The organism is Chitinophaga sp. G7 BAM 1005 (assembly GCF_057126945.1).
In genome coordinates this window covers 4,199,250-4,211,442 of record NZ_CP181478.1, presented here as the reverse complement: position 1 = coordinate 4,211,442, position 12,193 = coordinate 4,199,250, and the positions used below count along the sequence as shown (strand labels likewise).

Annotated in this window: 7 protein-coding genes; all 7 read left to right on the top strand. The window is 45.3% G+C overall.

The window, feature by feature from the left end; all coding sequences use genetic code 11:
- Positions 1–66: 66 nt before the first annotated feature.
- Positions 67–1,344 (top strand): Gfo/Idh/MocA family oxidoreductase, encoded by a 1,278-nt coding sequence (locus tag ACMXI2_RS16610; RefSeq protein WP_483777211.1) that lies wholly within the window; start codon positions 67–69, stop codon positions 1,342–1,344.
- Positions 1,345–1,363: 19 nt separating this feature from the next.
- A complete protein-coding gene (locus ACMXI2_RS16605; protein WP_483777210.1) occupies positions 1,364–4,720 on the top strand; it encodes a 3-keto-alpha-glucoside-1,2-lyase-like domain-containing protein in 3,357 nt (1,118 codons plus the stop codon).
- Positions 4,721–5,107: 387 nt separating this feature from the next.
- Entirely contained in the window at positions 5,108–5,953 is an 846-nt protein-coding gene (locus ACMXI2_RS16600) for a hypothetical protein (protein ID WP_483777209.1), read from the top strand.
- A gap of 13 nt (positions 5,954–5,966) precedes the next feature.
- Entirely contained in the window at positions 5,967–7,388 is a 1,422-nt protein-coding gene (locus tag ACMXI2_RS16595) for a hypothetical protein (protein WP_483777208.1), read from the top strand.
- A 29-nt stretch (positions 7,389–7,417) separates the two neighbouring features.
- Positions 7,418–8,158, top strand: coding sequence for a hypothetical protein (locus tag ACMXI2_RS16590; protein WP_483777207.1), 741 nt, complete (start codon positions 7,418–7,420; stop codon positions 8,156–8,158).
- A complete protein-coding gene (locus ACMXI2_RS16585; protein ID WP_483777206.1) occupies positions 8,155–8,568 on the top strand; it encodes a hypothetical protein in 414 nt (137 codons plus the stop codon). Before ACMXI2_RS16590 ends, ACMXI2_RS16585 begins: the two co-directional genes overlap by 4 nt.
- Before the next feature lie 156 nt (positions 8,569–8,724).
- Positions 8,725–12,132: an RHS repeat domain-containing protein gene (locus ACMXI2_RS16580; protein ID WP_483777205.1), complete on the top strand. Its 3,408-nt coding sequence runs from the start codon at positions 8,725–8,727 to the stop codon at positions 12,130–12,132.
- Positions 12,133–12,193 lie beyond the last annotated feature (61 nt).

Below are 12,193 nucleotides of genomic sequence, written 5' to 3'. Positions count from 1 at the left end.
ATATCATCATACAGTGAACTAATACTATCAATCAAAACAAATCGAGGCATTCAATTAAACTGAATTATGGCGAAACAAAACAGCGATTCAAGGCGGGCATTTCTCAAAAATTCCCTGGGAGCGCTTGCTGCATTTACAATTGTGCCCAGGCATGTGCTGGGCCGCGGTTACCTGGCGCCCAGCGACCAGCTGACCAAAGCCGTTATAGGCACCGGTGGCATGGGACGTGGTCACTTTGGCTATGCCGGCACACGGGTAGTGGCGCTCTGCGATGTAGACCGCAGTCACCTGAAACTGGCGATGGACCAGCTGGGTGATAAAAGTAAAGGCGTAAAAACCTTTGCGGACTACCGCGAAGTGATCACCTTACCGGAGGTAGATATTGTACACGTGGCCACCCCGCCGCACTGGCACGGTATCATTGCCGCAGACGCTGCGCGCGCCGGCAAAGACATCTGGTGTGAAAAGCCGATGACCGCCACCATTGGCGAAGGCAAACGCCTGGTGGAAGCAGTGCAGCAGCATGGAAGGATCTTCCGCCTGAATACCTGGTTCCGCTTTGAAGACCGTTTTTATGGAATGGGCACCACCGTGAAGCCGATTAAAAAACTGGTAGACAGCGGTTTGCTTGGCTGGCCGCTGAAAGTGACCGTGAGCAAGCATACCGGCTTCGACTGGAAATTTTACTGGGTAGGTAAAACCAATCTGGAAGCCATGCCGGTGCCGAAAGAACTGGATTATGATATGTGGCTGGGCCCTGCGCCTTATCGCCCGTATAACCCGCACCGTGTGCACCAAACCTTCCGTGGTTATTGGGATTATGATGGGGGTGGTTTGGGAGATATGGGTCAGCATTACCTGGATCCTATCCAGTATTTCCTCGGTAAAGATGACACCAGCCCGGTAAGTGTGGAGGTAGATGCGCCACAACAACACCCTGATGCGGTGGGCACCTGGAGAAGAATTACCTACACCTATGCAGATGGCTGCCAGATCATCCTGGATGGTGACGGCGCCGACGAAAAGGCCGCTTATATAGAAGGACCCAAAGGAAAACTGTACCCCGGCTTCCGCTCAGATATCCAGGACCTGGAAAAGAAACTGGCTGCATTCCCTGAGCCTGCACCCCAGCAAACAGATTTTGTGGATGCAGTGAAGAACCGCCGGAAATTTGCGCTGAACGAAGAAAATGGTCATCGTTCCGCTACTCTCGTGAACATGGGTAAGATTGCCCTGCGCCTGAACCGCTCGTTGAAATTTGATCCGGTGAAACAGGAATTTATAGATGATGCAGGCGCCAATGCGCTGATCTATCAGCCAATGCGCGGGCCGTGGACTATCTAAACAATCAAGTAAACGAATTATGAAAAAGATACAGTACTTACTCGTTGCATTACTGGTTGGCTGGAGTAGCCTGGTTTCCGCACAGGGGCCATCAGACCAGCGTGCGTTTCAGACTAAAATAGCCGATGTGCTGGCGTTGATGCCGGCCCCCAATAAAACGCAGTTTAACACCAATATGGAGTCGATTGCGGCGCTGGGGGAAGAAGGGCTTACTACTATTGCCGGTATGCTGGCAGCGCCCGGGAAAGGCAATAATACGCAGCTGGAATATGCACTTGCCGGATATGCTTATTATGTTACCCAACCGGGAAAAGAAACCGCCCGCAAACAGGCTTCTGCGGCGCTTTGCAAAGCACTGGCAAAAACAGCGGAGCCGGAAAATAAATTTTTCCTGATCACCCGGCTGGAAACCCTGGCAGATGATAATGCTGTCAGCACGTTGCAATCATATCTCACAGATAACCGTTTGTGTGATCCTGCTGCGCGCGCACTGGTAAAAATTAACACGACCGCTGCACAGCAGGCCCTGTTACAGGCGCTCAGCACCGCTTCCGGCAACAACCGCATCACCCTTACAGAAGCGTTGGGTGATAGCCGTTATACTCCCGCTGCTGCCGCTATTGCACCACTGGCAACCAATGCCGATAAAAAACTCGCCAAAGTAGCGCTGTATGCCCTGGCACAGATCGGCGCGCCCGCTTCTGCTCCGGTATTAGCTACAGCTGCCGCCAACAACGGTTATTCCTATGATGTAACCGATGCTACCGCTTCCTATTTGTACTACGCTGCCAATATCACTGATAAAGCAGCTGCGGCAGAAATAGCAGAGCACCTGCTGAAGCAAACAAAAACAGATGCACAGGTACACACCCGTACGGCAGCATTAAAACTGCTCACCGCCATCCGTGGTGAAAAGAATATGCCGCTGCTGTTAGCCGCTGCGGATGATAAGAATGCAGAATACCGGGATGCCGCGCTGAAATTTGCAGGCCAATATGGCCTGGCAGCCAACGCATTGTGGTTGAAGAAACTGTCGGGTTCCGATAATGCCAATAAAGCCGCTGTAATAGGTATGCTGGGAGATAATAAAGTGGCCGCAGCTTTACCTGCCCTTCAGAAATTGCTGGGTAGCAAAGAGGAGAGCGTGAGACTGGCTGCTATCAAAGCGGCCGGCAAAACCGGCGGCGCCGCGGCTTTAGCTTCCCTGCTGCAAACCATGAAAACAGGAGATGCCGCTACCGTGGAAGCTGTAAAACAGGCGCTCCTGATTATGCCGGGTGAAGAAGTGGCTGCACAATCGGGCGCCTCGCTGGCAACCATGCCGGCAGCCGCGCAAACGGCTTTACTAACGGTACTGGCTGCACGTAAAGCAGACAACCGCGTAAATGACGTATTGCCGCTCACCGCCAGCACAGATGCCGGTACACGCAGTGCGGCCATCGCCGCCTTGAAGGACGTGGCCACAAAGTCAAATCTTCCTGAACTATTTACGTTACTCAATAACACCACCAGCGAAACAGATATCGCCAGCATACAGGCAGCGCTCATCAGCGCCGGCGCTACCAGCAACGATGTGCTTGCACAAATGAAGCAGGCGCCCGCCGGTCAGCAATCCCGCTACCTTCCTGTATTGGCAGGTATCGGTGAAAAAGATGCCTTATCACCGGTAGTGACCTCCTTTAATAACGGTGACGCTGCTACGAAAAAGGCAGCAGTAAGAGCATTGTCTACCTGGAAAAATATTGACGCCACCCCGGCCCTGCTAAAAATAGCCCGTGAAGATGCCGCCTATCGGGATGAAGCGCTTGCCGGCTATGTAGCGCTTACCCGCCGTTCCGCTTTGCCTGCCGATCAGCAGCTGCTGATGTTCCGCAATGCAATGGAGCTGTCGCCCTCAGCTGTTATCCAGCAGAAGGTGCTGGAAGGTATAGAGCGTTGCAAAACATTGCCTGCGTTATTATTTGCGGGCAACTACCTCGACAATACACCGGTGCAACAGGCTGCCGCCAACGCAGTCATGAACATCGCACTGGCGGATAAAAGTTATAATGGCGCTATCGTTCGCTCTTTGTTAGAGAAAACATCCAAAGTACTGAACGGACCCGATGCCGATTATCAACGGCAGTCGATCCGCAAGTACCTCGCAGAAATGCCCGCAGGCGAAGGATTTGTTCCGCTCTTCAATGGTAAAGACCTTACCGGGTGGAAAGGACTGGTAGAGAATCCCGTAGCACGCGGTAAAATGGATGCCAAAGCACTCGGCAAAGCACAGGACAAAGCAAACAACAACATGCGCAAAGGCTGGTCGGCAAAAGATGGTTTGCTGGTATTTGGCGGCAGCGGCGATAACCTCTGCACCGAAAAGAAATACGGCGACTTTGAAATGCTGGTAGACTGGAAGATCACCTCACAGGGCGACGCCGGTATTTACCTCCGTGGCTCTCCCCAGGTACAGATCTGGGATACCTCCCGCACCGATGTGGGCGCACAGGTTGGCTCCGGTGGTTTATACAACAACCAGCAACATGAAAGCAAACCACTGAAACTTGCAGACAACGCTATCGGCGAATGGAATCATTTCCGCATCCTTATGCAGGGCGATCGCGTAACGGTATATCTTAACGGAGAACTCGTAACCGATAACACCATCCTGGAAAACTACTGGAACCGCGGATTACCGATCTTTCCCGAAGAACAGATCGAACTGCAGGCACATGGTACCTATGTGGCTTACCGCGACCTGTACATCCGCGAAATTCCACGTCCGAAGCCTTATGTGCTGAGCGACGAAGAAAAGAAAGCCGGCTACAAAATGTTGTTCGACGGCACCAATATGCACGAATGGACAGGTAATACCAAAGACTATGTGATCGATAACGGTAATCTCGTGATCTATCCGACGAATGGCGGTCACGGTAACCTCTATACGAAAGACGAATACAAAAACTTCTCTTTCCGTTTCGATTTCCAGCTGACTCCCGGCGCAAACAATGGCCTCGGTATCCGCGCACCACTAGAAGGCGATGCCGCCTATGAAGGTATGGAGTTACAGATCCTCGATAACGAAGCAGACATCTATAAAGACCTGCAGGTATACCAGTATCATGGCTCCGTATACGGTGTAATCCCTGCCAAACGTGGTTTCCTGAAACCTGTTGGTGAGTGGAATACAGAAGAAGCAATTGTAGATGGCACCCACATCAAAATAATACTCAATGGCACCGTTATCCTCGACGGTGACATTGCAGACGCCCGTAAAAACGGCACACTGGATCATAAAAAACATCCTGGTCTGAACAGGGAAACCGGTCATATCGGCTTCCTGGGACATGGATCGATTGTAAGGTTCAGGAATATCAGGGTGAAAACGCTGTAGTTTTTTGTTTGAGATATAGAACCGTTCCTGCGTAAGTGGGAGCGGTTTTTTTATGGTTGTAACTTGATAAGTATAAAAAACCTCCAAGATATTAAATACAACGAATGTGTTAACCATTTATTAATGAATACTCGTTTTCTTTGTAGCCAAGATTGTTGACCTTTAATTAACTGTAGCGTTCAACCCGTTATTTTTCCTTTATTTATGAAATATTTAATATCCCTGATACTTTTCGTATTGGCTATCACATCCGATGTGTCAGCACAGCTTGACTCAGCTAAATATATCCTGAATCGTACAGGCCCGACTCAGGTGGCCAATTTTAATATCGCTGGTTTTGGAGGCTTTGTTCATAATGGCTCCAACAATTTTTCAAGCACATTATTAATGCAAAGTGTTTCCACTACTGGTGGAGTAAACATGCAGCTGACCGGTGATGCCCAACCGGGGTTTGCTACCTGGATGCACAATGGTACCGGCTTCGTGGAGCAGATGCGGATCCTGAGCAATGGTTTTGTGGGAATAGGACAGACGGTGCCTATTGCAAGATTGCACGTTACAGGGGTACAAGGAAATGCATTTGCAAAATTTACCCAATCTAATATATCTCCCACCGATGGAGTGTTAACTATCGGCAATGCCACCAGCGGTGTCGGCAATTATATTCCTAATATTGTTGGGCGCACTTATATGCCTGGCAGGTCTTTTGGACTTTACATAACCGGGGAGGCTGAAGATGTGCTCCCTGCATTTGATAATTCAATCGGGGCAATCATACTGGATGGCAGAACCAAAACGGCTACACAACTTAATACCAATAACGTCCTGGCGGTTAACAGTGCCGGCGTAAACCTGATGTTGGTAAAGGCCAACGGCAGTGTGGCTATAGGAACCACCGATACCAAAGGCTACAAGTTAGCCGTGAACGGCAGCGGCATCTTTACAAAAGTAGTGGTGAAATCCTACGCCAATTGGCCTGATTTCGTTTTCCGGTCAGACTATAAATTGCCAGCTCTGTCTGAAGTAGAACAGTTTGTTACAACAAACCAACATCTTCCCGGTGTCCCATCTGCCACTGAAGTAGAGAAAAACGGCGTGGATGTAGGAGAAATGAACAAACAATTATTGCAGAAAGTTGAGGAACAAATGTTGTATATTATAGAGATGAATAAGCAACTGGCTACTCTTTCAAAAGAAGTGGAAGTACTTAAACAGAAGATCGCCACGAAATAACCCCTGATTTGCCATGAAAACTATTTATCAACTGACCTTACTATTGTTTGCCTGCCTGTATACAGCCCAGGCCCAGGACAGCCTGTTGCAAAAAGCGAATGCCATTCCGGGTAAATACCTGTCGCAGGTAAAACAAAAGTCCGATAAAATGGAACGGCAAATCACCCAGCGCAGTGAAAAAGCCCTGAGCCGGTTTATGAAACAGGAAGAGAAGCTGAAACGCCGGCTGGGCCGCATCGACTCCCTGAAAGCCAATAATCTTTTTGCACATTCGATCGATTCCCTCGGAAGCCTGAAATCCCGTATGAAAGGCAAGCTTGGGAAGTATTCCGGTGCTTTAACCCAGTCCGGCGGGCCTTACCTCGATAGCCTCAGCAATTCACTGTCTTTTCTGAAAGACTCCAAAGGCTTACTGGAACAATCCAAAGGGATTACCGATAAATTGAATGGTTCGTTAAAGTCTGTCGATAACCTGAAAGATAAACTCGCCCAGGCAGAGCAGATCAAAGCATACATCCGGGAGCGTAAACAGTTGCTGAAAGAACAATTAAGTCAGTATACCGGCTTCACCAAAGATCTGCAGAAGATGAACAAAGAAGCCTACTATTATGCACAGCAACTGAAGGAGTATAAAGAGGTTTTTAAAGATAAAAAGAAGGCAGAGCAAAAGGCGATGGAAGTAATTAAGAAGATACCTGCTTTCAATGACTTTATGCAGAAACATTCCCAGCTCGCCAGTTTATTTAATATACAAGGCGCCACTGCATCAGCCCCAAACCTCGAAGGACTGCAAACACGTAACCAGGTGGAACAACTCATCCAGCAACGCTTAGGCAGCGGCCCCAATGCCAGTGCCGCTGTAAGTCAGCAAATGGCCGAAGCCCGCAGCAAATTCGACGAACTGAAAAGCAAGTTCCCCGACCTTGATAACGCTGCAGAGATGCCGGACTTCAAGCCAAAGGAAATGAAAACCAAAAGCTTCTTGCAAAGACTGGAGTTTGGTAGCAATATCCAGTTCCAGCGCAGCAACAAATTCTTTCCCACCACCGGCGATCTCGCCGGGCAAGCCGCCTATAAGTTCCATAAAAATGGAAGCGCGGGTCTGGGGCTTTCATATAAACTGGGCATGGGCACCGGCTTTGATAATATCCAGTTTTCCGGTCAGGGTATAGGGATCCGCTCTTTCATCGACTGGAAGCTGAAAGGCACCTTTTTCCTGAATGGCGGCTATGAGCAGAATTATCAGCCTGATTATGCCGGCGTACCGGAAGGAGTAGGGCAGAAGTGGACCCAGAGTGGGTTGATTGGTATCAGTAAGAAGTATAAGATCAATAGTAAGCTGAAAGGGAACATGATGGTGTTGTTTGATTTTTTGTATAATCAGCATGTACCGCGCACGGATCCTGTTAAAGTGAGGCTGGGGTATAATTTTTAATTTCTTTGTTAATCAAACTATATTCTGAAATGCATTCTTTTTTTAGCCCATACCGTTTTTTAACCTGTATCATTTTAATTATTTCCAGCTTAAGTGCAGAAGCCGTCCCTGTAACCGGGCCGGGCGACTGGCTCGCAATGGGTACTACCAATGCCGGTGTATCTCCCTATAATTTTTACTATTATAAAGTAGCTAAAATTAATAGTGATGGACATCGATATGCTACTACTATTGAATTGGATATACAGGGAGATGCCAATGCTTATTATATGCAGGGTACCTACCGTATCCGTATCAACAAATATGAAAATACAATCGGAAGATTCGACGGATTAGAGATCCGCTCTATTTCAGGTAATCCGTCCGCTGCCACTTTTTATGTTTTTAATGACGCTTTATGGGTAAGATCCAATTACAAATGGGGAAGTATTTATTATCGCACTATTGACTATCTGACTACAAGCCCGATAAATACAACACCTTTCGAACAAACCATCACTGCGCCGACTGGCTTTGTCGCAAGTACCAGTACCTATGGCCTGAAATGCGATTTTGATAATAACCAATATTATCAGTTGGCCTGTGAAGATGTGCAGGGCAATACCATAAATATGGGGAAAATGGGAGTAGGCACTGTGCCGGCATATGCGCTGCATACAGTTGCACCTGGTAATACAACTAAGGCATCTGCCTATTTATGGGGAGAAAACTATGGCGTGGCAGTAGGTACCTTGAATGCATCGGCTACAACTATTCGTTTGCTGTTTTGAACAATGCCAATACAGATGGCTCTAGTGCCGCTGGCGGAGGTAAACCACTACTGTACGTTAGAGGAGATGGTAATGTAGGTATAGGTACAAATGCTCCCCAGGCAAAGCTGGCAGTGAAGGGGGATATCGTTGCCCAGAAAGTAAAGGTTACGCAGAGTGGTTGGGCGGATTTTGTATTTCATGCGGATTATGAGTTATCATCATTACAGGAGGTCGAACGCTTTATTAAGGCGAATAAGCATTTGCCGGAGATTCCTTCGGAGATAGAAGTGGAGAAAGAAGGGCTGGATGTAGGAGAGATGAATAAGAAGTTGTTACAAAAGATCGAAGAGCTGACGTTGTATATTATTGACCTCAAAAAAGAAAGTATAGAGCAACGGAAGGAGTTGGAGATGTTGAAGGAGAAGTAAAGGAGTTATACTATTTATTAAGGAATAGTTATTTCAAACCTATGTTAAGTTTATTAAACAGTAAAATATCTATTTGGTAAGCATGTCAACCAAGATTAATACAATATGTCTAGTGATTTCTATCAAAAAGTGAGATGCCTTTCAATCTTTCTTTCTATGCTCCCTTCATTTCTGAGGGCGCAGAATAATTATCTTAATACAAAAAATGTTGTATTACCATCTCCTAATGTAGCAGCTATACAACGATATGGAAACTGGCCGCTAGGTAGTTTCACTGGAACTGCCCCTGTCAGTATTCCTTTATTTGAAATTAAATCCGGAGAATTGTCCTTACCGGTTTCACTGTCTTACAGTTCAGGAGGAATAAGGGTCAATGATGTTGGCTCAGAGGTAGGAATAGGATGGTCTATGAACGCTGGTGGTGTGATCAACAGAACCATGATGGGAGGACAGGTAGATGACAATTCAAATGACGGATTCTGGGCCCGGTACCCGATAACATTTGTTCCAAACGATCCTTATATGGAATATGAAAGGGTGAATCTTTATAGTTTAGGGAAGCTGGATGCACAGCCTGATCTTTTCAGTTATAACGTTGCAGGTATGAGCGGTAAATTTGTTTTTGATTACCAGAAGAATGTTTACCCAATCCCTTATTCCAGTAATCTGATAACTCCGATAATCCGGGGTAGCTATATAAATTCATATACAGGTATTACTGTAGCAGATGCTATTGTAGGGTTTAATCTTACAGATGAAAATGGTACTCAATACCAGTTTCTGACACCTGAATTGTCTGTAACAACACCATATACCTACATCAATGATGATTTCAGTCCACAGCCCCCTGATGATTTTATCCATGTATCTGAAAGTTATATATTCAATTGGCATTTGACCAATATTATAAGTGCCAGTAAGAAAGACACTATCAGTTTTGTATATGAAACTGCTGATACCTATTACTGGACTTCTGGTTCGAGTGACATTCATTCTACTAAACAATTAGCCGGCAATCTTTCGCCAAGGCTTACACCATATAAAAGTAGGACCACCTTTAAAAATCAGATCGAATCGCAGAAAATAAAGTATATAAGATTCAATGGTGGTTATCTCCAATTCTTCGGAAATACGGACCGAAAAGATATGCAGCAAGGAAAATGTTTAGACAGTATTGTTCTTTATAACGTGAAGAATAATAAAGTAAAGTCATACAATTTTGAATACCAGTATTTGTATAAAACCTTTTTATATAAAGATGCTGAAGTGCCCGGAACCGCTGCAAAAGAGGAGCTGAGGTTAATGTTACGTAGCGTTAAGGAAACTGGTGGAAGTGGTAGCTCCTTACCCCCTTATCTTTTCGACTATGAGCATTCAATAGGGTTACCTTCACGATTGATGTCCGGTGGAGATACCTGGGGATTTGCCAACGGGAAAAGTTATAAAGGGATTGGCGACATTATTCCAGGCAGAAGCTTTGATGCATTTATGGGATATCAAAAGGATCTGACACTTTTAAAAAAGCCGGATTTTAATTATGCGGTCCAGGCTGCTCTTACAAATATTCAATATCCTACCGGTGGCAGTACGGCTTTTGTGTATGAGCCTCACTTCAGTGAATCTATATCAACAACTGAGCCTGTTGAGGTATGTGATGGTAACATTAACACTAATTTTACCGGAGTACAGTTTGCACCTCTTATTCCCAATGATCCGGATGCTCTGGCACCGCGTGAATTTCATGTTTCTGCTAATAGTTCTGCTGTAGAAGTTGTCACTTCACTTGATGCCAGGTATAGTAATTTTCCACCGTATTACTACATCGAAATAAGAGATAGTGCCACTAATAATCTCATTTACACCTATCGGAATAGCTCGTTATTTTGTGATAGTTATTCGCAATATCCTTATCCCACGTGCACAAAAGGTTTGATATTGAATAAAGGAACATACTATGTGTATCCTAAGAATACCGGCCAGACTTACCCGGGAAGCGCGGATGATATTTTTTGCAATATGAAGATTGCGCCTTTTAATTGTCATACGGAGTATATCACAACAGTAGACAATGTTGCAGTGGGTGGAATAAGACTTAAAAGTGTTACAGACATCGATTCAGTATCAGGAAACAAAACGGTGAGGGATTATGAATATAGTAATGGTGTAAGACCGCCCTGGAACGGAAATTATTTTTTTGAGAAGTATGCTGATTTCCTCAATACTGATTTATCCGGGCAAAACGATGGCTACTCTAATGAACAGGAGAAAGTAATCTCTTCCAGTAGTCTTTATCCAATTCTAGATATGATGGGCGGCGTAATTGGGTATGGCACAGTCAAGGAAACCCAACGTAATCTAACAACTGGTGCTACCAATGGATACATGATTACCTACTTTGATAATAATATTGACGATTCTCCCGGTGGAGAAAATTATAAGTTTATACCTTATCCACCATTTACAGGTAATAGCTGGACCTATGGGAGATTATTAGGGAAATCCGTATATAAAATTCAGGGAACAGGAACATCCCTGGTATCAGATGAGAAAAGAAGTTATTCCGACTTAAAGCGTAATAGAAAAGCTTATGGGGAAGCTTTTTTTGCGTCCAGGTATTTGGTGCCGGGTAGCTCCTATCCATTTTGGAGCAATGCTCATCATGAATACCAGTTACAGGAGTATTTCAGGCATGCCACCTTTCACTATACATCAGGATATAGCACACTGGATAGTGTTGTTGTAAAAACATATGACGATAATGGGAGTGTAAATATTGTTAAAGAACAATATGATTACGATACTACTACCACTTTGCTGAAGCAAACAAAGAAGAGCGATAGCAAAGGAGAAATGAGCATTACTAATATTCTGAGACCATCTGATTATGGGAATTTGACAGCTACGGATGCGACAACTGCCGGTATTAAGCTATTACAGCAAAGACATGTATATGCACCGGAAATAGAGATGAGTAGTTATAAGGCAAATTCAGATGGTACCAATCAACGGTTGTTATCTTCCTATTTCTTCTCATTTCGTTCAGATTTACCTCAGAAGGATAAGGTTTACAGTTTAGAAAGCAGTGTGCCTGTAATTGATTTTATAGCATCCAGGAATCTGACAGGAGCTGTTGTAAAAGATACTCGTTATACAGAACGCATTTCTTTCAATAAATATGATGTCAGGGGAAATCTGACAGAACAGCAAAAAATAAACGATGTTAAGGAAGCTTATTTATGGGGATACGGAGGGATGTACCCCGTGGCCAGGGTGATAGGGGCGGAGTATGATACGGCGAAACAGTATGTTAATCAAAATATTCTCAATAATCCTACTGATGATGCCCAGTTACGCGCGGAACTAGCAAATTTGAGAATCAAACTTCCGGGGGCACTGGTAACTACATATACCTATGGCCTGTTGAAAGGGATGACATCTGAAACAGATCCTTCTGGTAAAACAATCTTTTATGAGTATGATGGTTTGGGAAGACTTAAGCTTATAAAGGACCAGAACGGAAAGATATTGAAGCAGTTTGATTATCAATACAAGCAAACGAATTAACTAATCGCAGACGCTTAAAGTAACTATATGTTTTATCTGTCGCCCCGTATATTAAAAATAG

Excerpts from the sequence above, each read along its gene's own strand:
- ACMXI2_RS16610 (WP_483777211.1), top strand. The coding sequence starts at position 67 with ATGGCGAAACAAAACAGCGATTCAAGGCGGGCATTTCTCAAAAATTCC.
- ACMXI2_RS16605 (WP_483777210.1), top strand. The coding sequence starts at position 1,364 with ATGAAAAAGATACAGTACTTACTCGTTGCATTACTGGTTGGCTGGAGT.
- ACMXI2_RS16600 (WP_483777209.1), top strand. The coding sequence starts at position 5,108 with ATGCAAAGTGTTTCCACTACTGGTGGAGTAAACATGCAGCTGACCGGT.
- ACMXI2_RS16595 (WP_483777208.1), top strand. The coding sequence starts at position 5,967 with ATGAAAACTATTTATCAACTGACCTTACTATTGTTTGCCTGCCTGTAT.
- ACMXI2_RS16590 (WP_483777207.1), top strand. The coding sequence starts at position 7,418 with ATGCATTCTTTTTTTAGCCCATACCGTTTTTTAACCTGTATCATTTTA.
- ACMXI2_RS16580 (WP_483777205.1), top strand. The coding sequence starts at position 8,725 with ATGCTCCCTTCATTTCTGAGGGCGCAGAATAATTATCTTAATACAAAA.